This window comes from Alteromonas sp. AWQ4_252, from assembly GCF_056158205.1.
In genome coordinates, this window is sequence record NZ_JBSWSV010000001.1 from 409,202 (window position 1) to 430,620 (window position 21,419).

Genomic DNA, 21,419 nt, shown 5'->3' on the forward strand with positions numbered 1-21,419 from the left:
ATCTATGCCAAAAGTATGTATATAAAACTAAAAATCGTTAAAACTTGTATTTTTGAGAACGGTTAAGGAATTAATAAACATTTATGTTCATTAGAATGTTGCTTTTTATAATACTTACAAACCCAATAGGCGTTACAGAAGCCGCCAGTGCATATCCAGTCGGCCCATATGTAGATGAAACAGGCTTTCATATGATCTGGATGTGGAGAGATACGAAGTATGCAAATACAACGTATAATCTATCTTATGCAACATCAGTCGACCTTAAAACTTGGCGAACATGCGACAGCGAAGCAATTGTACCATTGGATAACAATAAGCTATTTACAGTTGTGTACGGAAAAACTACTAAACGTTGGAGATCCATTTATAGTGGACTTTTAAACAGCAGACAAGAGTTATCATTTGTTAACGGAAAGATTGTAATAACCTACATAATAAACAACAATAATGGGACACAAATAGCAAACTCGATTCTCGAAAATTGTGAATGGAAAAGACAAATAATAACAAATAACTGTGAACACATAGATACAGAAAAATTAGGAACTATAAAAGATGTAGGCCGTATAAAATTTTCGCAAATATTTAAAAATAAGGGAGAAATTTTTCAATATGTGAGTAATAAATTAAAACAATGTAGTGAGGAGATGAATAGTGACGGAAAATTTACCTATGATGATGATCTAAACATTCTAAAGGTTGAACGAAGAAGTGATTTACTCAAAAGCAATACTGAATCTGAATTATTAACAAGATACCTAGATGTATACAAGATGATCGATTTAGATGAGGTATATCTTTCATGGGCTGCAAAAGCTAACAATGGAGACAGAAAACCACAATGTATTATTGATGAAAGCTGTAATGAATCTAACTATCTATCAAAAGTAATATTCTCAAACAGCACTACTTCAGAGTTCTTAAAAGATCAAGATAATGATTACCTTAAGGTTTGGGCAGGTTCTCAGGCTTCATTTGCAGCTTATGTTAAAAATGATGTTTTGTACTTTACTCACTATAATAAAAATAAAGAGTTAACGTTATCTATAGTTAAAGATAATAAAGTAGAGAAAATGATAGTTTTGGATCCGGCAAATAATGAATGGGATTCACACAACAACATAGAGATGGTATATCACCAAGATTTACTTTGGATAACCGGAAACTTACATAACGATCAATTAAAAATATATGTTATAGACGGAAGAAATTTAGTTAACACACTAGTGGAGCCGCCAGACAGTCGCTATACCTATCCAAAATTTATACGTTATAAAAATAAGTTACTTATGATGGCACGAGAGGGAGAGAGTGGTGATGGAGAATATTGGATTTTTGAACTCTCTGAACGAAAAATTATTAGTAGATGGAAGCTGTTTGGAGCCGAGTAATGAACTATTTGCAATTTTTTAATTACGAGCAAATAATAAAATTTAAAAAAATAAAAGCTCATATCGAACCTATGCCTTTACATTGCATTGAGAAAAAAGCAATTTTTATCCATATTCCTAAAGCAGCTGGCATGTCCATAGTTAGAGCGATCTTTGATATTGATTATTCAAATCATGACACGTGGAGAGAATACTACCGAAGGGATAAACAAAAATTTAAAAACTATTTTAAGTTTACCGTCGTCCGCCACCCGGAAGATAGAATTATATCAGCATTTTACTATCTCAAGTCTGGTGGAAAATCTGAAATAGATAAGTATTGGTGCCGGAAGTACCTTGATAAATACGACGACTTAAATTCTTTCATTGAATTAGGTGGCCTAAGTAAATATGGGCGTGTTATTGAACATTTTATACCGCAAACACTTTTTATCGAGGACTTTTTTGGTAATATCATGGTCGATTTCATTGGAAAATATGAAAATCTAGAAGATGATATGAAAACTATTTTCACAGAATTGAATATTGAGCAAAAACTAGAACATATAAACGCTAACAAAAAATCAGAGCCAATAATTCTATCAGATAATTCTAAGTCGATTATAAGAGAATATTATCAACGAGATTTCAAAAGACTAAATTATGAATAGAATATTAATAGTTACCGTTACATATGGTGATCGCTTTGATGAAATTTCCAATGGAGCTTACCAAACCGCAATAAGTCAAGGTTTGGATATTTTAATTGTTTGTAATGGTGTGACTGATAAATACTATAACAAGCTCTCTGAATTAAAATATGATAATGTTATTCTCAAGCGAGTTAAACAAAACTCTGGATCTGCGGGTGGATTTCATGCGGGGCTTATTGAGGCAAGGAACTACCAATACGATTACTATTTACTTTTGGATGATGATAATTTTGTCGTAGATTCCCTCACTAGTATTCGTTTATCCTACCCAGCTTATTTTCTTTATCGTTCTGGCAGAAGTTATATGGATGTAGCATTAAATGGCAAAGATCCTTCCATATTTTTCGCAAAAAACAATTCCTTTCTCGGTTTTGATATTTTGAGGATTTTAAAGAAAAAATTTTTAAAGCCTAACACGATAGACCTTAACTCGTACAACTTCCCCTGGTGTCCATATGGTGGACTTCTTATAAGCGAAAATGTTTTGCGATCTCCTATTCTTCCCAACCGTCAGTATTTTTTATATTGTGATGATACTGAATACACTTCTAGGATAAGTAAGAAATTTGGTTTGAGAATCATTGATAGTATCAGTATTAATGACTATGAGGAATCTTGGAATGTATCAAGTAAGGGTAATGTAATTACAAGAATATTGACTACTAATGAAAGATGGAGAGCATTTTACAGTATTAGAAATCAAGTCGCGTTTGATTGCTCAAGACGTACATCTTTACTATTTTGGCTTAATTTTTTATTTTTTATATCTGCATTTGTGGCTTTCAGAGCATTTACTAAAGCAGGCTGGAGAACTTCTATTCCTTTAAAACTAGTATACAGAGCGATTGTAGATGGTTTTAAAAATAACCTCGGAGATAAAGGTTTTGATTTCAGATGAGTTGACTATACATGTTTTCCCTTATAGGGATTACGAATTTCTCGAGCGATATGGTCCTATCGTAAGGGACTTAATGATTATTAAAACGTTATCTGATTTAGAGTTCGTAAAGAAAATAGTAGTCTATAATCGCCCAAGTTCTTTGCTTGAGGTGATGTTGAAGCGGCGAAAGCTTTCATACCCCAGAATAAGCAAGCATTTAAATAATAAAGTTGTGTTCGTTAGTTCTTTTGTGCCTTCAATCTTCGGACCAATTAAAGGCAGAGTGTGGTTTGAAAGTTTGTATTCTAAATGTTACAAGAAAGCATTTGATAAACAGGAACCTGGTAAGCACGTTATCTTAGATTTTTTGCCTAACGCGCAATTGCCCGAATGGTGTTATGATCAAACTTTATATTGGTATGATCTTATTGACAATTTTGTCAAACATAACCGTTTTAAGGACCGTGAAAAGGAGTCAGTAAGGAAAAAGTATGAGTTAATGGCCTCAATGGCTTTCAACAAGGTTATTACGGGCGTTAGTAAAACATCACTGGCCAGCTTCCCTGATGGTGAAGTTCTACCAAACGCAATACTCGATGATTTTTGTTCAGAACTGTCAAAAGAACCAAGTCCTTCTAGTTTTGAATTTGATTTTGGTTTTATTGGCTTTGTTACAAATAAATTTGATGTAGAAAAAATCAAGTTATTGGTTAAAAGTGGTTATACTGTAGGCGTTTTTGGCGAATTTTATGATACTTCTGTAAGAGATCAGTTAATCTCACTAAATGTATACTGCCATGGTCCTTTCGTTTATAAAAACGTATTTTCTATTCTACAACGCTTTAAAGTTGGCCTGATACCGTACAAAGTATCATTACTACATGATGAATCACCCTTGAAACTATTCCAGTATTTTGCTTCTAACAAATATGTACTATCTTCATATGATTTTGATATGACACATAAGTGTCTAATTAAATATGAAAACTCTGATTTTAAAGAATTAGCTGAAGCTACCTTAGAACTTGAAGCTAGAAAAGAAGATTTTTCAGATCTTGCGCTTTATTGGAGTGAAAGATTGATTCCATTTTTAGAAAGGTTGAAATTATAGATATGCCTCTATTATTACCTGTATTTTTCCCATATTTATTAGGCATTTTTCTTTCTTTTTTATTTGCAGAGTTTTCAATTAATTTTCCGGATACTTTATATCTCTTATTCACCCTTCTGATATACATTTATTTGGCTTTCTTCGTTTATGATATTAAATTAACATATAGTACGCCTGAAAAAATATTATTTTTACTGATTGCTACGTTTCTAATTGTTTCGTTATTTTGGTTTTTTAAACTTGTAAATCAAGGAAATTTAAGTCAATTTATTTATCCATTCTTGACTGTGACCTTTAATTTAACAGGGCCTTACCTAATTGCAAAATGTTACGTAAAAAAGAAATTTAACTTTAACTATTATTATCTTGTCCTTGCAACTATATTGATTGTTGCCCTCTGGCAATACATTGCCGTAAATTACATTTACAATATCGAATATTTATATTTCAATGAACGACTTAAATCTTCGTTGTTTCAGGGCGAAGCTCGCATACCTTCAATCTTTGTAAGTGCAAATAATTTTGGGGTTTTCCTCATCTCTGTCTTAGCTATGCTATTATGCTTTTCTAAGATTTCACTTAAGTTCATTTTAACTAGTGCAATTTTGTTAATTTTTCTATATTTAACATTTGTTAGAAAAACATATATTTTGTTGATTCTAATGATTTTCATCTTCCCACTTCTGCGTCATAGAGTGAGGTTCTCATCTTTAATTCGTATTGTTTTGTTTTTTTTATTTTTAGCTTTACCTTTTTCTTTTATCACATTGATTACCGACGGAAAGTTTGAAGAGGGTGTTATGTCATCGCAGACGATGGGCTCTCGTTTTTATCAATGGGGTTATTTCATCGATAAATTTATCGATGGAGGCTTCATCTCCTACTTTTTTGGTGATTATACCTTACAGTCCTCTTTTGAAAATTTGGGTTATCTGATTCTCTTTATAGATAATAACTTTTTAATGTCATTGACTTTTGGAGGGATTATATTTTGTCTTCTTCAAGTAACGCTAATTTTTAGTCTAATACTATACTTCAATTCTAGTTATCTTGTTAATAAGTCTTGGGCTATTTTTGGGACACTCAATGTTTTTGCAATATGTTGGGTCAGTTTCTTTTCTAACTTAATTGATAATCACGAAGCTAGCATTATTCTTTATTCAGCAGTTTGGATTTCACTTTTTAAAATTAGGGAGTTTAATTATGGAAAAAAAGGTAATTATTAGTGGAATTCGCGGGTTACCTGCTGCCCACGGAGGGTTTGAAACATTTGCTGAATATTTAGCATTGTATTTAGTAAAACGAGGTTGGGATGTAACTGTATATTGTCAAGGAAATCTCAATACCACATATAGTGAAACTATGTGGCAAGGCATACAACTCATTACAATTCCGGAGCTAAACGACGGCGCTTTTGGCACCGTTCGGTTCGACTTCAACTCGATAATTCATAGCCTAAAATATGATACTTTGATATTAACACTTGGTTATAATACTGCGTTATTTAATCTTTTTTACAGATTAAAAGGAATCCCAAATGTCATTAACATGGATGGTATTGAGTGGAAGCGTGACAAATGGGGCCCGATAGCTAAAACTTGGTTTTGGTTAAATGAAAGGTTCGGTTGTTGGTTTGGAAATCATTTGGTTGCAGATCATCCCATAATTGCTGATCACCTCGCTAGTCGGGTTAATCGAGAAAAAATCGAAACCATTGCATATGGTGGCCTTGAAGTACTTTCTGCAGATGCTTCTTTAATTGAACCATTTGGTTTAATACCCGGAGAGTATGCGATAGTCATAGCACGACCAGAGCCCGAAAATTCTTTATTGGAGATAGTTAAAGGGTTCTCATCTTGTAAACGCGATAAAAAACTTGTCGTTTTAGGTAAATACGATAAAGAAAATTCCTATCATCGGCAAGTGTTAGAGTCTGCTTCTCGTGAAGTGTTGTTCGCAGGTGCGATTTATGATGTAAAAGTCGTTAGTGCATTGCGCTTTCATGCTTGTTGCTATGTACACGGACACACAGTTGGTGGTACAAACCCGTCCTTAGTTGAATCTCTAGGTGCAGGGAATGCAATTTTGGCACACGACAATCAGTTCAACCGTTGGGTAGCAAAAGATGGGGCTGTTTATTTCAATAACGAAAATGACATTTCTGACGCATTCCAACTTCTTTTTAAAGACAAGGAATTAGTTCACTCTTTGTCGCAAGCTACTCGTACTAATTTTAATGCTAATTTTCAATGGGAAAAAATTTTAAAACAGTATGAAGAATTGCTTTTACGTTTTTTAAAGTAGCCTGCCTGATGAAAAATTACCCCGTTTTTTTTTCTGCATTGCTGAGTCTGATAGTAAGAAGTTTCGGAGCAATTGCAGCGCTTATCTTTTCTATTATCTTAACTCGCAACTACGGCCCTGATACGTCAGGGTTATTTTTTTTAACTTTCAGTGTTTTTAGCTTAACTGCGGTACTAGCAAGGGTCGGCTTAGATAATACATTGTTACGATTTATTGGAAGTTCTTCATCTGCAGGTGAATGGAATACAGTAAATAATGTAATGAACAAAAGTTTAGTATTAGTTTTTATTACATCTATATTTTTGTCTGTAATTTTCTTCCTTTTTGCAGATTCTATAGCACAAATAGTTTTTAAAGATGAGCGCTTGACGTCCTATCTAAGAGTTATGAGCCCCTTTATAACTTTGCTGTCTATATCGGCATTATTAGCAATGGGTCTTCAAGCCAGGCATAAGACCATACTTTCAGTCTTAATTCTTAATGTCTCAACTAATGTAATTATGGTTTCATTCATCCTCTGGGGCGATCTTTTACCATCAGAGCTACCGTGCTTTTTTATATTAGCTTCAGTATTAACTACTCTCCTCGCTTTGCTTTTTTGGTTTCGTGAACTACCTCGGGATCAAGGTGATCCAATTAGTTGGCGATTACTTCTTTCTAGTTGTTTGCCATTATGGTTTGTCATGTTTGTCGGTCAATTGATTCAGTGGTCTGGCAACATATTTCTCGGTATTTGGTCAACATCGTCGGAAGTAGCTCTTTTTACTGCTGCACAACGGACTGCTATGTTAATGATTTTCGTCCTTACAGCAATTAACACTGTGGTGGCTCCAAAATTTGCGCACTTACATAGGTCGGAAAATCATGAAGAACTTGCCAGTGTCGCATATTATTCAGCAAGATTGTTAAGTGTTGTTTCACTTCCGATTTTTGTTGGAATGTTCCTGTTTCCTGAAGAGTTATTATCTTTATTTGGCGAAGAGTTTGATAACGCCGCTATTTACCTACAGATTTTGTCTGCAGGTCAATTTATCAACGCTATAACCGGTTCTGTAGGTTACTTATTGTCAATGACAGGTAATGAGAAGGATTTACGAAATTCTTCTATTATTAGTGGATTACTTGTGATCAGTTTATCTGTCGCTTTAGTCCCTACTTTAGGCGGTCTTGGGGCAGCAATTGCAGTCGCAACTGCAATTGCTATGCAGAATTTGCTTGCAATGCATTGGGTCAAAAAACGTCTTGGAATTAACATGTTGATGGCATGGGCAAATAGGTAGGCAACGTGGCAATAACTAATTATTTTCAATTATTCGATATTTCCTTGCTTAATAGTGATATTGATGATGTTTCAGAATGGATAGTAAATTCAGTTCTTTCAGGTGACAGTTTTAGTTTGGCCACTCCCAACATAGATCATTTCGTCAGAATTGAAAAGAATACGGAAATTAAGAAAATCTATCAGCATATAGACTATTGCGTTAATGATAGTCGGATTTTGAGTTTGCTGGTTATTTTGTTTTTCGGTATTAAAATAAAAACCGTAACCGGTAGTGATCTTACCGCTCTTCTGTTTAACAATCATATTATTCATAAGCGTAAAATAGCGATCGTTGGTTCTAAATTTGATGAGATAACCAAGTTAGTTGAGCTTTATCGTCTCGATTCGACCCTCTTAGCGCACTATGAGCCCCCTATGGATTTCATCAAAGATGCTAGCGAAGTTAACAAAACAATTGATTTTGTTACAAATTCAGAAGCAGATCTCGTTTTTTTGGCTGTCGGGAGCCCTCAGCAAGAGATCATTGCAGCTAAAATTCAGAAACGAATTAATCACGGAGTTATACTGTGTGTGGGGGCATCAATAGACTATTTAACAGGTAAAGAGAAAAGGGCGCCTAAAGCTATCCAAGCCATTTATTTAGAATGGTTATTTAGGTTTACTCAATCACCAAGTAAGCGTTTCAAGCGTTATTTTATAAATTGCCCGCAAATTATTTTCTACCTTATACGAGCAAGATTAATGACCAAAAAGTCTTAATCGAATGTAATCGACTTGAGTAGTCATAACTTTTAAAAGATTATCAACTAGCGTAATCTGCAACAACGCTTGCTGTATTTTCCTTCTGATAGTTTTAGTTGGATAGTGCTTGGAAAGTATTCTCCTTCCAATTTTTAAGCGTCCTCCCTCGGTTTTAGTTTTCTTGACGCTACTCTTTATCAAAAATGTATTCTCTAGTTCAGTTCGAAGTAATTTAGTTATTAATGAGCATCCCCAGTTATTACTTGTTGCCTCGATGAATCCCCAATCTAAGTCCTCTTTCAGATATATAGCCATAGCATCTAGAAGACTATGGTGAGGTATATAACCGTCTCCTAAGATATGCAGGCCAGCATGAATAAAGTTATGTTCTGGAGACATCATACGAATTGCTTCGGATTTATAAGTTGGATGTGAAAGACTTTGTTGTTGAATATCTGCAAGGCTAATAGCATATAGTTTAGGGTTAGTTAAAGACGTATGCACATCCAGGAATAGTGTTGGATCTTGTTTACTTATCCATGTGTTCTCATACAATCCATCGAAAGGTTGAGGATTATTTAAATGGTGTATTCTTGCAAAATTGCCCAGTATTTCTTCTAAGGCGTTCCTTTGTTCAGGGCTTACAAGTATATCTATGTCCGAATTACCTCTATAAAGGCCATCTGTATATATATAACCGTTCAAAGCTGAAGATTTTAACAAAATTATTTCTATTGATTGTTCTTCCAGAATTTTCGTTAAACTTCTAATAAATGCTTGTTGTTTGATATTGGTGGCAATAATAGCCATTCTAATAGCTTTAAACTTTGATTCTACATCTTGCTGTAGGTTGATATTTTCTAGATTATTATTTGGTAGCAAAGCCGTAAATCTGTTCAAATGAGAATGCTTTACCGCAAATTCAATGAGTCTTTTTTTATCTCTGACACAAAGATTAGTTTGAAAAAAGTGGCGATAAAAAAAATGTGTTTCTTCAATTGTGGATTTCATTAGTTTTCTATGCAATCTCAAAACTGATTAAACTTCAATACTAATTTGGCGCCCAATGGCGCCAAATTAGAAAGAAGCTGCTATTTAAAGAACTGTCCTCAAGATTTCTCTGGCTCTTCACCATAATAACTATCCTGGTAATAGTGTTCACCGTAGTAGCTCATTTTTTGTGGTGACGCTTGTGTTAATACAACGCCGCTAATTGTTGCATTCACTTTTTTCAACCTTGAGATAGTTTCTTTGACCATAGTAATTTTAGTCTCTTCTGCCTTTACGGCAACTATTGTTGCATCAACCATTTTAGCTAAAACACAAGAGTCACTTACTGGCAACGTAGGTGGGCTGTCTATAACTATATGAGTAAAGCGTTCACGCAATGTCTGCAGAAGATTTGCGAAACGTTTACTAGATAATAACTCCATCGGGTTTGGGGGAATGGTTCCACATGTAATAACGCTTAAATTTGGTGCTCCGTCAACCTGATGAAACACATTGTTGTCAGTTTTGCCGCTCAGCAAATCACTTAAACCCAACTCTGCTTTAATCCCCAAATCCCGCCCTACAGCAGGTTTACGTAAATCCATTTCAATTAATAATGTCTTGTCCATTTGACTCAATGCAACTGCCAGATTAATCGCCAACGTAGTTTTACCTTCCGAACCGTTTGTCGAAGTTATCAAAATTGACCTAGGTGGATTATCTATATTAGAAAAAATTAGGCCAGTCCTTATTGTATTTATGGCTTCTGCAAATGTACTTCGCTGGTCTGCAATATACTGCTTTTCTGGAGGCACAGAGCTTTTCTTCTTTTTAACTAAAGGTGTTACTCCTAATGAAGGCAAAACAAGCTCTTGCTCTAGTTGATCAGGTGTTCTAAAAACATCACCCATTAACTCTCGTACAAAGGCATATACAATTCCAAAGAACAATCCAAAGACTAAACTCGCGGCAATAATAAGTGAAGCCCTTGGTCTGACTGGAAATTCTGGGATTGTTGCACTATCGATGATACGAATGTTTGAAGCGTCATACTCTCCAGTTACATCTGCTTCCAATAATTTACCTAGGAAGCTCTCATACACTCGACGATTATTTTCAACTTCTCTTTCAAGTCGTGTTAGCTCAAAACTATCGCCTTGATAGCTTTGTAACTCCGTTCTTGTTTGATCAATCAATTCACGAATGTTTTGTTCCTGCGATTGTGCCGAACGGTATTCGTTTTTTATGTTTTCAACAATTTTCGCAGCTTCTCGGTCTAGATTTACCAATGCACTGGCGAGGTCAGACCTAGCGGCTATCATTTTTGGGTGTTTTTCTCCGTAGCGCTCACTAAGTTCTTTAACTTTCCGGTTTAACGTTGATTCTTCTCTTACAAGGTCTCGAATCGTATTGCTCTGTAACACAGGGCCTAATGAGCGATAGTCGCCACCATTACGTTCAACCTGAATAACTTGTGAATATAATTCCTGAGCTTGTGATAATTGAGTTTGGGCTCTTACCAACTCTGTATTTAAGGTTTGTAACTGAGTATTGGTGATACGTTGTTGCTGTTCGGTATCCATTAAGTTTTGCGACAATCTGAAATTCCGTACTTTATCTTCAGATTCTTGTAACGTGATTCTTAACTCTTCTAACTGCTCGGTTAGCCATTCTGCCGTATCTTTGATTTGGCTTAATCGAGCCTCAAGTCCGAATTGTATGTAGGCCTCGCTTGTAGCGTTAACTATTTCAGCGGCTAAGAGAGGATCTTCATGCAAGTAGCTAATATTTATAATTTGACTTTGGGTACCACCTTCAACCACCAAACCAGCTTGAATTGCTTGCGCAAGCATAGTTTTTAATTGCTCGTCATTCGGCTTAATTGTTTCCTTGTTCTTTTCTCCAGCTGGCAACAAAGATTTGATTTTATCTTGAAATAACGTTAACAAGCTTTCACTTTCACCCGAAGCTTTTAATTCGGCCTGTTCTTTCTTATAACGCGAAACTAAATCCACCTTGTCCACAACGGTTTCTGCAACTTTACGCGACTGTATAATTTCATATTGTGTTTCGTAAAATAGAAACACCATAGAGTTCATGATAAATTGATCTTGAGCAGAAGAATTTGGCTGTAACGGGTCAGCTTGAATTTTTGCAGATGCTTGGTATACGGGCGTTGCATTCGAAATGTAAAAAATTCCGAGTAAAACGAAACTTACTGTAAGTAGCACTATACTCCACTTGCGACGTTTCAGAATGCGGATGTACTGCCCTAAGTCAATCACGTCACTATCATTTTTTGTCCGAGCTGGATAACTATCCATCCTTTCCATTCTTCAATTCCTTTAGAAAAAGCTTTCTTCTACTGTAATAACGTCGCCAGGCTGAACGGCCGTTGTAAGATCAACCGTTTGTGGCGTACCATCCGAATTTTCTCTTACGAGCAATATTTTGCTTCGTGACGCTCGCTCCGTGAAGCCGCCAGCCAATGTTATCGCTCTCTGGACTGTCATACCTTCCCGGTAGCTATAACCCCCTGGCTTACTAATTTCACCATTAACATAAAACTGCCTGTATTCGACAATAGTTATTGTAATATCAGGTTTCTTCAAATAGTCACCTAGAAACAAATCGTGAATAGCCTGCTCCGCTTCTGAGATACTTAAACCTTTAACGCTTACTTGTCCTATCAATGGCATTGCGATAGCACCGGTACTCGAGACTCTAACTTCTCGCAAGCTTAAATCTGGTTCGTCAAAAACACTGATGGATATAACATCGTCTGCGCCTAGTTTGTAATGCTTCAAGTCTTGGGCGTTTGCGTTGGAAAACGTGGTAGAAAACATGCTAACAATGAGGATAAAGTAGATTGTAATCGCTCTGGTGAACTTATCTGTGTTTTGCATTTTAATCATCCAATGAAATGATAATATTTAGTCTAATAGTATTGGCTTTGTACTCTGCCAACAAATTAGTTGAATCACGTTTTTCGTACTTGTAACTCATTCCAAGTGTTACATTATTAAGAATAAGATATTCAAGCGCTAACATTGATGCGAAGCGATCATCCTCTCTAGCGGCACTGAACACCAGTTCATCAGTCCCATAACCGGCGTTAGCTTTAACTTTTAACAATTTAGTTAACCAGTGATTCAAACCGATACCATAAGTAGTGCGCAAAAAACCACCAGCTTGCTCTAACGATGAGTCAATAGATTCTCTTTTGGCAACAAACTCAAGTTTAGTGAAGGTGTTAATTGACCATGTAACTTCGCCATTATAGGCTAATCCATCAATATCACGCAGGGTATCCAGCTTATAATCCCTGTCTTGATAACCAACGTTAATATCGCCGGTTAGTTTATTGGTAAAGTCCCAAGTTAACCCTGCTCTATAACGCTTGTACGTATTATCCAGTTCAAAGCCATTTACTGACTCATAATCAAAATCTGTATAGACAGTTTCGACATAAAGACGAGTTTTCGGCGCCATTTTATATGTGAATCGTGCTGTATAGCGGTCACTAATAAAATTAAGAGCTTCTAAATTATTGTTGGTGTAGTTTTTGTCATTTCTTCTGTAATCGAATTCAAATCGTCCTATCGCATCTATTTGACCGTATGACATACCAGCCAGCAAATACTTTTGATTAAATTTGTTGTATTCGGTTATGTCTAGCTGTATTCGGTCGAAGGCACCTGGGTCTTCATGTTCATCTTGATATCCCGCAGCAAATTTACTACTAAATCGAAGTGTATGTTCAAAATCAAGGCTTGCACGAATGTCATGATCAATGTAATTAGCGTCTTCAATATCATCGAATTTAGCGTAATCACCTTTATAGCTTATTTCGAAGCGTTGCTTCCCTGAACCGCCAATCAGCTGTAGTTCAGGGGCAATCGCAAGATAAGTGTCAGATTGTGCGAGATCATCTGTCACCCGGTAAATATTGTCATCATGTGCTAGTGTCGCATCTGCTTTAGCAATAAAGCCAGTCGCATTATCCTGTGCGATAGCTAATGAACCATAAAGAGCTAAAGTAATTGCTGATATTGTAAATATAGTACGCTCACGCATTTTTGTTACTTCCATAAACCCTAAAACCAATTCCAGACCCGAACTTGAAACCCTGTATATATAGCAGCGCCTTATAGCCAACTTTATCAAGTACAGGACAAGTATTCCAAACTTCGCTTAAGTGTAAAGTTAGTCAGCTGTGAATATTCTAGTGATAAGTGCTGTTAAACTTTCCAAACCGCTTCGTCCTAATTTTCAGATGAGGTATGGCGGTTTGGAAATGAAGAAGGAAGATTTCTAGCATAGATAATTATGAAATGCTTCTTCCAACTGCGACCATCGAGCACACGTAACAGGAGAGCAAGTTCACATTCTTTAAAATTCTTCACTCGCGCTGATTGCATTCTGCTTAAAAGGCTACTTAATGCTTTTTCAAACTCACTATTTTTGTGTCATCTTCTAACTTACCCTACACTTCCATTGCATTACGAGTTCCGGCCATTATTACAGTAATCCAATACAGATTGAATTAAAAAAAAACGTCGCTTTTAAAACTACTCTACGCCTAGTCTTTCTCCTTGATAGCTGCCGTCTAATACGGCCTCCCACCAAGCTTTGTTATTCAGGTACCATGTTACAGTTTTTTTTATGCCAGATTCGAAAGTTTCCAGGGGCACCCAACCAAGCTCTTTTTGAATCTTACTGGCGTCGATGGCGTATCGCATGTCATGTCCAGGGCGATCGGCTACATTGGTGATTTGGTCGCGATAACTACCTTGTGATTTAGGTTTTACATCGTCGAGAATGTCGCAAATTGTGTGCACCACTTCAAGGTTTTGCTTTTCATTGTGACCTCCAATATTGTAAGTTTCGCCTACAGCACCTGCTAAGGCTACCACCACCAAAGCGCGGGCGTGATCTTCCACATACAGCCAGTCACGGATTTGGTTACCTTTTCCATAAACCGGCAGTGGTTTACCGGCCAAGGCATTCAGTATTATTAATGGAATAAGTTTTTCAGGAAAATGAAATGGACCGTAATTGTTTGAACAGTTGGTAACTACTGTTGGCAGTTTAAATGTGCGCAGCCACGCTCGAACCAAATGGTCAGATGCCGCTTTCGAGGCAGAGTAGGGCGAGCTTGGTTCATACGATGTTTCTTCAGTAAATAATGGTAATACGGTACCTGCTTCTAAGTGATCTGGATGCGGAAGGTCGCCATATACTTCATCAGTCGAAATATGATGGAATTTAAATCCATTTTTATTTTCATCACTTAGCGTTGAGAAGTAACTGCGTGCTTGCTCAAGTAACGTATAGGTACCGACTATGTTGGTTTTGATAAATTCACCCGGGCCATCGATCGATCTGTCAACATGACTCTCTGCTGCTAGGTGCATTATAATATCGGGCTGATAAGTTTCTAGTACGCGCTTCACTTCTGGCCCATTACAAATGTCTACCTGCTCAAAATGATAACGGTCACTGTGTTCGATTTCTTTCAGCGATTCCAGGTTACCCGCGTAGGTCAATTTGTCGAGGTTAACTACGCTGTGGGCTGTATCATTAATTAAGTGGCGAACCACAGCTGAGCCTATAAAGCCTGCTCCACCGGTTACAATAATTGTTTTTGATGTTGGCATACGTAAGTCTTCTATAAATTTCTGACGAGTAAAGCATCCATCATGATGCTGAGCTGTTCGCGCCAATGAAACAAAGGCGTATTAAATTTTTCGCGTGTAATGATTTTATCTAAAACACTATAGTGAGGGCGCTTAGCCTGTGTTGGGTAAGCACTGCTGGGAATAGGGTTAATGGGAATTCGTTTATCCAACAGACCCTTTTCAATGCCCATTTGCTGAATGGCAATTGCAAAATCATACCAACTGCACACGCCTTCATCCGTCCAATGGAACACGCCGACGATTTTTTGAGTCGCGGCCTCTACACAAGCTTTTGCTAACCCCTCGCCCCAGGTTGGACTGCCAATCTGATCATCTATAACACCTAACAACGGCTTATCAGCCATCAATCGCAGCATAGTTTTTACGAAATTATTGCCGTGCGCTGAATATACCCAGGAGGTTCGAAGAATCGCACTTTGCCCGGGCAAAATAGCTTTTGTTTCGGCTTCCCCGGCGGCTTTGGATTTGCCGTAAATGCCCTCGGGTGCAATGATGTCATCTACCGTATAAGGTGAACCTTTTTCACCGTTAAACACATAATCGGTTGAGACATGTACAAAGAATACATTATTGTTATTACAAAATGTTGCTAGCATTGCTACGGCAGTATGATTTAACAGATAGGCATTGGCTTGGTCGCTTTCGGCGTTATCTACTGCAGTATATGCAGAAGCGTTAATTACTGCCGCAGGAGCTAGTGCTTCCAGTGTTTTAGCAATACTGTCTGCGGACGTAATGTCAATATCATCACGCCCCAAAAAAACTGCTTCAGGCACAAGACGAGCGATTTCCCAGGCTAGCTGACCACTTTTACCAATGACAACCAATTGTGACATCATTCTTCCTATAAAAAGGGCATTTAAAAAGTCGGCGCATCGACAAATGCGGTGCCAGTCTCATCTTTACCTGACAACGAGGGCTTTTCGCCATTCACCAAAGGCCATTCAATACCAATAGTTGGATCGTCATACTTCATCGATACTTCTGATTTCGGGTCATAATAATCTGTGCACTTGTACACAAATTCAGCCGATTCACTGGTGACATAAAAACCATGGGCAAAGCCAGCTGGCACCCATAATTGGCGGTTGTTCTCGGCTGACAAATATACACCGACCCACTTCCCGAACGTCGCTGAATTTTTTCGCATGTCTACAGCAACGTCATACACCTCACCAGCCACAACACGTACTAATTTACCTTGGGTATGTTTTAGTTGGTAATGTAAACCGCGTAAGATACCCTGTTTAGATTTAGAGTGGTTGTCTTGAACAAAATCAACGTCTGCACATTCAGCTTTGAATAAATCTGTACGATAGGTTTCCATAAAAAAACCACGTTCATCACCGAAGACTCGTGGCTCTATAACTTTTACATCCGGGATACCAGTTTCAACTACTTGCATCACTTCACTCTATCTCTAATAACTTTTAATAGGTACGTGCCATAACCACTTTTCAATAACGGGGTCGCCAATTTTTCTAATTGTTCAGCGTCAATATAACCCATTCTAAAAGCTACTTCTTCCGGGCAACAGATCTTAAGCCCTTGTCGCTTTTCTATAGCAGCCACGAAGTTTGCAGCATCTAGCAAACTGTCTAGTGTACCTGTATCAAGCCAGGCAGAACCACGACCCAATAGTTCTACCTTCAGGGAACCATCTTGCAAATACATATTATTCAGGTCGGTGATTTCCAACTCGCCACGGTGAGACGGTTTAACTTCTTTCGCAAAATCTACAACACGACTGTCGTAGTAGTAGAGGCCTGTTACTGCATAGTTGGATTTTGGAGTAGATGGCTTTTCTTCGATCGAAAGCGCGTTCCATTCATTGTCGAAATCAACCACGCCATAACGTTCTGGATCGGTCACATGATAGCCAAAAACAGTTGCACCGCGCGAGAGCGAACTTGCACTATTAAGCGACACAGATAGGTCGTGCCCGTAGTAAATGTTATCCCCTAATATCAAAGTACTAGGGCTATTTCCCAAAAAGGCTTCGCCGATTAAAAAAGCTTGAGCTAACCCATCCGGCGAGGGTTGTACAGCATACTCTATGTTTAGTCCCCAAGATGAACCATCACCTAACAGTTCTATAAATCGAGTTTGTTCTTGTGGGGTAGTAATTATCAGGATGTCCTTAATACCCGACATCATCAAAGTCGATAATGGGTAATAAATCATGGGTTTATCGTAAACTGGCATTAACTGTTTACTTACCACTTTGGTCAACGGATGAAGGCGTGAACCAGATCCACCCGCAAGTATAATTCCTTTTCTCATTCAAACTCCTTTCCCTGTTTATAATACAGGCTGTTATCTTCAGAACTACTTCATAATGCAATTATCTATCCAATATCTTACAATATTATGATAGCTTCTCCCACTGGCTGATAACATAGTCGAATCAAGCCTAGTGTTAAATAATGCTCGCTAATAAACATTCTTCCCAACAAACCCTTTAAACAACGTAAAAACCACTATCTTAAAGTCCAACCAAATACTCCAGTTCCGGATGTATTCCAAGTCGTACTTAATCCGCATTTCCATTTTTTCTACTGTATCGGTTTCACCGCGCCAGCCATTCACCTGCGCCCAGCCGGTAATACCAGGCTTCATCTTATGGCGTAGCATGTAGTATGCAACTTTCTTTCTGTATTCTTCGTTGTGGCTTACTGCATGTGGTCTTGGGCCCACCACAGACATAGTGCCTTGCAGCACGTTGAAGAACTGTGGCAATTCATCCAGGCTGGTTCTTCTTAAAAAAGCACCAAGGGGGGTAATTCTCGGGTCGTTCTTGGTGGCTTGTTTTACCACTTCGCCATTATCCATTACCCGCATGGTACGAAATTTCCACACTTTAATTTTTTTACCTACTATGCCGTATCGGTCTTGTTTAAACAATACCGGGCCTTTAGACGTGAGTTTTATTGCTACGGCAATGCACAACATGGGAATGGCAATGATGGCCAGAATGGTAAGAGAAAGAAAAACGTCTTCCATGCGTTTCATTATTGAATAGCCACCGCGCATGGGGCTGTCGTATACGCTAATGGTTTGTATTTTACCTACGTGGCCCATTCTTGAATGCAACAGATTAAACGTAAAGATGTCTGGCACTATGTGTACGTCTACGGTTGTATCGCCCAGTGCTTTGAGAATATTGTCTATGCGTGCTTTGTCTGTAAGGGGCAATGCAATGTACAGAATTTCCAGTTTGCCTTCTTGCGCCATTTTCACGCCTTCGGCAATGCCACCGGCCAGCCTGTCTTTGTGTTGGTCGGAAAGCCGCTCTGGCGAGCGTTCGTCAAAAACGGCAACAAGTTTAAAGCCACTTTCCGGAAATTTTATTATTTCATCAGCTAAGTCTATGCCTCGCTTAGTCAACCCAATAATACCTACCGCGCGTGTGTTGTAGCCTTTCCTGCGGGCAGATACCAGCATCTTACGGAACAAAGCCCGCCACGCGCACAATATCACCACAACGGCAACTATCCACAACCCCAAAATAACACGGGAAAAATAGTCGGTTTGTTTAGCAAAAAATAAGATGAAGAATAACGGTGTAAGAGACAGTAACCAACTGCATGCTGTGTAGAACAGCATTTCTTTGAACGAACCACTTCGCCATGAACGATACAGCACGAAAAGTTCGGCGAAGAATAAATACGCCATGTTAGAAAGAAGCCCTAACACAAAGTATCTTATATCGAACTTACCCAGGTAAAGGAAGGCAATGCCAAGAAGGCACATCTGGATAACAAAAATATCAACCAACCTGTAGATAAAGGCAAACTGGTTGAGGTTGTTGCGGATAAAACCGCCGCTTTCACTCATGTACTACTACCGTCCCTTGGTATTGGCAGTTAAAAACTATTTTGACTAGTTGTAGAATAATAACTGTCCGTGACAATTGTATTACTCACCAACCTGGTGCGGGTGCACCAGCATGCAACTATACTGCATTATTATTCAAAATGAACTATTACCGTATTGTTGAGGCTGCGCAGTATAACGAAACACACTCTTCAACTATAGTCGTAATATCGCGCTAACACATAAAAATGTTTCAGTGCAGTTGCAGCAAGTGCGGTGCCAGTTTATTCTCAGGGGCAGCTTATACGTCAGACAGCGAAATCAGTCAGGTTTTATTGGTTTTCTTTTTGGCCTACAACATTGCTAATTTTTCTCATTTTACTCCTTTTAAGGGTCTTCAATGTCACTATCTACCAACTCCTACTTCAACGACCAGGTTAAATCTATTGCTTTTGAATCGGCCAACGGCCCCTGCACTTCTGGTGTTATGCTGCCTGGCGAATACGTGTTCGATACTTCTAAAGACGAACTGATGAAAGTAGTTGAAGGCGAGCTGGTTGTTAAGCTGCCTGGCTCTGACGAGTGGCAATCATTTAAAACCGGTACTGAATTTAATGTAGCGGCGAATCAGTCTTTTGATGTTAAAGTGTCGGTTACTACTGCTTATTTATGTTTTTATAGTTAACCGCGAGCGCGTACCGTGCATACAGCTGAGTTTATAAACAAGCGGCGCTTTATTGTGCGCCTTGGCAAAATGCTTCATAAATACGGTACGCCATCTTTTCGGCTAGAAGCGTATTTACTGGAAGTAGGTACTTACTTAGGTGTGCGTACTTCCATTATTGCTACGCCCACCGCCCTTACCTTTGTTATCTGGACAGAGGGCCACGAAGACGAATACACCCACGCTGCGCGCTTGCAGCCTGGCGAGCTCGATTTAAACTCCCTTTCCCTTACCGATGAACTGGCCAGCGAACTCCTTGCGGGCAAGGTATCGTTAGAAGAAGCTGATAAGCGTTTATCTGAAATCGATGAGCTTCCCTCGCCTTACGGCAAATTTTTAACCGGTTGTGCGTTTGCCACCGCTACCGGTGCGTTCGCGATGCTGATGGGTGCAAGCTGGTCGGAAATTGGTTGGTCGGGCTTATTGGGTTTGCTGTCTTACTTCTGGTCGTTGTGGTCGTTGCGCTCAAAGCGGGTAAACTTAATGCTGGAACCCATGACCAGTTTTATTGCCGGTTTAGCCGCTTGCGGTATTGGGCGGTACTTAGATCCCGGCATTAACATTCCGCTTATTGTGCTTTCATCGGTGATCATTTTTGTTCCCGGCCTGGCGCTTACCATGGGCCTTGCCGAACTGGCGTCGCGCAATATGGTATCGGGCACCGCCCGGGTCATGGATGCCCTCATGCAATTGTTCAAATTGTATTTTGGCGCATTTTTGGGTGTATCTATTGGGTTTAGTTTGTTTGGTGAAAACGTATATAGGCCAGCAGAGTCGCTGCCCGTGTGGGGAACCTGGCTGGCGGTATTTTTATTGAGCTTTTCACTGGTTGCCATATTTCGTACCCGTTTCAGGCATATTCCCTGGGCGCTGTGTGCAGGCTTTCTGGCTTACGGCGCCTCTGTATTCAGTGCACCTTACATGGGGTTGGGGTTAAACACGTTTGTAGGCGCGTTTGCCCTTGGCGTATTTGCCAACCTGTTTACCCGCATTGTCCACCAGCCACATACTATTGTGGGTGTGCACGGGCTTATTGTGCTGGTGCCTGGCTCTAAAACCTATATTGGTTTGAATTCGTTTATATCGGGGCAAGATTTTGTGGCAGCCGAACACGTTGGCCAGGAAGTTTTCTTAATCTTTATGTCGCTTATTGCCGGTTTGATTTTTGCTAATGTGGTCGCACCAACTAAAAAAGCAATATAAACAACATGTTAACAAAACTTTTTGAAATATCCGGATTATTTATTAGACAAGCCTGATGCAAAGGAGTACTGTACACACGCTTTAGATATTAAAGCACTTTACTACCCCGTTCGATTTCTACTTTTCCTCTTTAAACAGTCGACTATAGATATCTTCCTGCGTTGTTAGAAAAGGTTATGTCTATTGCGTTCATGGTGACTGTTATTGTCACCGCTATATTATTTTATGTTTAAAAAGGTTTTTAAAATGTCTGATACTACAACTGGTACAGTTAAGTGGTTTAACGAAGATAAAGGTTTCGGTTTCATTACTCCTAGCAATGGCGGCAAAGACGTATTCGTTCACTTCCGTTCAATCGAATCTGAAGGCTTCAAAACTCTTGCTGAAGGCCAGGAAGTAACCTTCGTAATCGAACAAGGCCAAAAAGGCCCACAAGCAAACAACGTACGCGTAGCGTAATTTCGTTTTTTGCTAAGTAGTAGAGCCGGTTTTCCCGGCTCTTTGTTTATCTGCCTTCCAAAAATCTGTTATACATTTCATTGGTCTAACCGAGCCACCGCTGCGTAATCACCCTGTTACC

Annotated in this window: 20 protein-coding genes; 11 read left to right on the forward strand and 9 right to left on the reverse strand. The window is 38.6% G+C overall.

The genetic code is table 11. The features are described from left to right. Positions 1–83: 83 nt before the first annotated feature. From ACXACM_RS01870 to ACXACM_RS01905, 8 genes are all read left to right on the forward strand, one after another. The gene (locus ACXACM_RS01870; protein WP_474819401.1) at positions 84–1,394 is read left to right on the forward strand and encodes a BNR-4 repeat-containing protein; all 1,311 of its coding nucleotides are present in this window, start codon (positions 84–86) and stop codon (positions 1,392–1,394) included. Next, a complete protein-coding gene (locus ACXACM_RS01875) occupies positions 1,394–2,044 on the forward strand; it encodes a sulfotransferase family 2 domain-containing protein (RefSeq protein ID WP_474819403.1) in 651 nt (216 codons plus the stop codon). Before ACXACM_RS01870 ends, ACXACM_RS01875 begins: the two co-directional genes overlap by 1 nt. After that, the gene (locus tag ACXACM_RS01880; protein ID WP_474819404.1) at positions 2,037–2,984 is read left to right on the forward strand and encodes a glycosyltransferase family protein; all 948 of its coding nucleotides are present in this window, start codon (positions 2,037–2,039) and stop codon (positions 2,982–2,984) included. Before ACXACM_RS01875 ends, ACXACM_RS01880 begins: the two co-directional genes overlap by 8 nt. Positions 2,985–3,057: 73 nt before the next feature. Beyond that, entirely contained in the window at positions 3,058–4,077 is a 1,020-nt protein-coding gene (locus ACXACM_RS01885) for a hypothetical protein (RefSeq protein WP_474819405.1), read from the forward strand. Between the two features lie 2 nt (positions 4,078–4,079). Beyond that, entirely contained in the window at positions 4,080–5,303 is a 1,224-nt protein-coding gene (locus ACXACM_RS01890) for a hypothetical protein (RefSeq protein ID WP_474819407.1), read from the forward strand. Then, positions 5,281–6,381 carry a DUF1972 domain-containing protein gene (locus ACXACM_RS01895; protein ID WP_474819408.1) on the forward strand — a complete coding sequence of 367 codons (1,101 nt, stop codon included), beginning with the start codon at positions 5,281–5,283 and terminating at the stop codon, positions 6,379–6,381. Before ACXACM_RS01890 ends, ACXACM_RS01895 begins: the two co-directional genes overlap by 23 nt. 8 nt (positions 6,382–6,389) lie before the next feature. Continuing rightward, positions 6,390–7,661, forward strand: coding sequence for an oligosaccharide flippase family protein (locus ACXACM_RS01900; protein ID WP_474819410.1), 1,272 nt, complete (start codon positions 6,390–6,392; stop codon positions 7,659–7,661). A 5-nt stretch (positions 7,662–7,666) separates the two neighbouring features. Then, positions 7,667–8,422 carry a WecB/TagA/CpsF family glycosyltransferase gene (locus ACXACM_RS01905; RefSeq protein ID WP_474819411.1) on the forward strand — a complete coding sequence of 252 codons (756 nt, stop codon included), beginning with the start codon at positions 7,667–7,669 and terminating at the stop codon, positions 8,420–8,422. On the opposite strand, the gene ACXACM_RS01910 is transcribed toward ACXACM_RS01905, so the two are convergent. The 9 genes from ACXACM_RS01910 to ACXACM_RS01950 all read right to left on the reverse strand — a co-directional run bounded on the left by ACXACM_RS01910 (position 8,402) and on the right by ACXACM_RS01950 (position 18,933). Then, positions 8,402–9,415 carry a nucleotidyltransferase family protein gene (locus ACXACM_RS01910; protein ID WP_474819413.1) on the reverse strand — a complete coding sequence of 338 codons (1,014 nt, stop codon included), beginning with the start codon at positions 9,413–9,415 and terminating at the stop codon, positions 8,402–8,404. The two genes, ACXACM_RS01905 and ACXACM_RS01910, sit on opposite strands and share 21 nt — an antisense overlap. A 98-nt stretch (positions 9,416–9,513) precedes the next feature. Then, positions 9,514–11,727, reverse strand: coding sequence for a GumC family protein (locus ACXACM_RS01915; protein ID WP_474819414.1), 2,214 nt, complete (start codon positions 11,725–11,727; stop codon positions 9,514–9,516). Between the two features lie 12 nt (positions 11,728–11,739). Next, the gene (locus tag ACXACM_RS01920; protein WP_474819416.1) at positions 11,740–12,300 is read right to left on the reverse strand and encodes a polysaccharide biosynthesis/export family protein; all 561 of its coding nucleotides are present in this window, start codon (positions 12,298–12,300) and stop codon (positions 11,740–11,742) included. Between the two features lies 1 nt (position 12,301). Further along, on the reverse strand, positions 12,302–13,486 hold the full coding sequence (locus ACXACM_RS01925; RefSeq protein WP_474819417.1) for an outer membrane beta-barrel protein: 1,185 nt from the start codon (positions 13,484–13,486) through the stop codon (positions 12,302–12,304). 479 nt (positions 13,487–13,965) lie between these two features. After that, the gene (gene rfbB / locus ACXACM_RS01930) at positions 13,966–15,054 is read right to left on the reverse strand and encodes a dTDP-glucose 4,6-dehydratase (protein WP_474819418.1); all 1,089 of its coding nucleotides are present in this window, start codon (positions 15,052–15,054) and stop codon (positions 13,966–13,968) included. Positions 15,055–15,065: 11 nt separating this feature from the next. Beyond that, positions 15,066–15,932, reverse strand: coding sequence for a dTDP-4-dehydrorhamnose reductase (gene rfbD / locus ACXACM_RS01935; protein WP_474819420.1), 867 nt, complete (start codon positions 15,930–15,932; stop codon positions 15,066–15,068). Between the two features lie 23 nt (positions 15,933–15,955). Further along, positions 15,956–16,501 (reverse strand): dTDP-4-dehydrorhamnose 3,5-epimerase, encoded by a 546-nt coding sequence (gene rfbC / locus ACXACM_RS01940; RefSeq protein ID WP_474819422.1) that lies wholly within the window; start codon positions 16,499–16,501, stop codon positions 15,956–15,958. Beyond that, entirely contained in the window at positions 16,501–17,379 is an 879-nt protein-coding gene (rfbA, locus tag ACXACM_RS01945) for a glucose-1-phosphate thymidylyltransferase RfbA (protein ID WP_474819424.1), read from the reverse strand. Before rfbA ends, rfbC begins: the two co-directional genes overlap by 1 nt. A 150-nt stretch (positions 17,380–17,529) precedes the next feature. Then, a complete protein-coding gene (locus ACXACM_RS01950) occupies positions 17,530–18,933 on the reverse strand; it encodes an undecaprenyl-phosphate glucose phosphotransferase (RefSeq protein ID WP_474819425.1) in 1,404 nt (467 codons plus the stop codon). Between the two features lie 379 nt (positions 18,934–19,312). Between ACXACM_RS01950 and ppnP the strand changes: the two genes are divergently transcribed. From ppnP to cspE, 3 genes are all read left to right on the forward strand, one after another. Beyond that, a complete protein-coding gene (ppnP, locus tag ACXACM_RS01955; RefSeq protein ID WP_474819426.1) occupies positions 19,313–19,597 on the forward strand; it encodes a pyrimidine/purine nucleoside phosphorylase in 285 nt (94 codons plus the stop codon). Positions 19,598–19,612: 15 nt separating this feature from the next. Beyond that, a complete protein-coding gene (locus tag ACXACM_RS01960; RefSeq protein WP_474819428.1) occupies positions 19,613–20,839 on the forward strand; it encodes a threonine/serine exporter family protein in 1,227 nt (408 codons plus the stop codon). A gap of 246 nt (positions 20,840–21,085) precedes the next feature. Continuing rightward, complete coding sequence (gene cspE, locus ACXACM_RS01965) at positions 21,086–21,298, forward strand: transcription antiterminator/RNA stability regulator CspE (protein ID WP_474819429.1); 213 nt, start codon at positions 21,086–21,088, stop codon at positions 21,296–21,298. Positions 21,299–21,419 lie beyond the last annotated feature (121 nt).

Coding starts and splice junctions, on each gene's coding strand:
- ACXACM_RS01870 (WP_474819401.1), top strand. CDS start 84: ATGTTCATTAGAATGTTGCTTTTTATAATACTTACAAACCCAATAGGC.
- ACXACM_RS01875 (WP_474819403.1), top strand. CDS start 1,394: ATGAACTATTTGCAATTTTTTAATTACGAGCAAATAATAAAATTTAAA.
- ACXACM_RS01880 (WP_474819404.1), top strand. CDS start 2,037: ATGAATAGAATATTAATAGTTACCGTTACATATGGTGATCGCTTTGAT.
- ACXACM_RS01885 (WP_474819405.1), top strand. CDS start 3,058: ATGATTATTAAAACGTTATCTGATTTAGAGTTCGTAAAGAAAATAGTA.
- ACXACM_RS01890 (WP_474819407.1), top strand. CDS start 4,080: ATGCCTCTATTATTACCTGTATTTTTCCCATATTTATTAGGCATTTTT.
- ACXACM_RS01895 (WP_474819408.1), top strand. CDS start 5,281: ATGGAAAAAAAGGTAATTATTAGTGGAATTCGCGGGTTACCTGCTGCC.
- ACXACM_RS01900 (WP_474819410.1), top strand. CDS start 6,390: ATGAAAAATTACCCCGTTTTTTTTTCTGCATTGCTGAGTCTGATAGTA.
- ACXACM_RS01910 (WP_474819413.1), bottom strand. CDS start 9,415: ATGAAATCCACAATTGAAGAAACACATTTTTTTTATCGCCACTTTTTT.
- ACXACM_RS01915 (WP_474819414.1), bottom strand. CDS start 11,727: ATGGAAAGGATGGATAGTTATCCAGCTCGGACAAAAAATGATAGTGAC.
- ACXACM_RS01920 (WP_474819416.1), bottom strand. CDS start 12,300: ATGCAAAACACAGATAAGTTCACCAGAGCGATTACAATCTACTTTATC.
- ACXACM_RS01925 (WP_474819417.1), bottom strand. CDS start 13,486: ATGGAAGTAACAAAAATGCGTGAGCGTACTATATTTACAATATCAGCA.
- rfbB (WP_474819418.1), bottom strand. CDS start 15,054: ATGCCAACATCAAAAACAATTATTGTAACCGGTGGAGCAGGCTTTATA.
- rfbD (WP_474819420.1), bottom strand. CDS start 15,932: ATGTCACAATTGGTTGTCATTGGTAAAAGTGGTCAGCTAGCCTGGGAA.
- rfbC (WP_474819422.1), bottom strand. CDS start 16,501: ATGCAAGTAGTTGAAACTGGTATCCCGGATGTAAAAGTTATAGAGCCA.
- rfbA (WP_474819424.1), bottom strand. CDS start 17,379: ATGAGAAAAGGAATTATACTTGCGGGTGGATCTGGTTCACGCCTTCAT.
- ACXACM_RS01950 (WP_474819425.1), bottom strand. CDS start 18,933: ATGAGTGAAAGCGGCGGTTTTATCCGCAACAACCTCAACCAGTTTGCC.
- ppnP (WP_474819426.1), top strand. CDS start 19,313: ATGTCACTATCTACCAACTCCTACTTCAACGACCAGGTTAAATCTATT.
- cspE (WP_474819429.1), top strand. CDS start 21,086: ATGTCTGATACTACAACTGGTACAGTTAAGTGGTTTAACGAAGATAAA.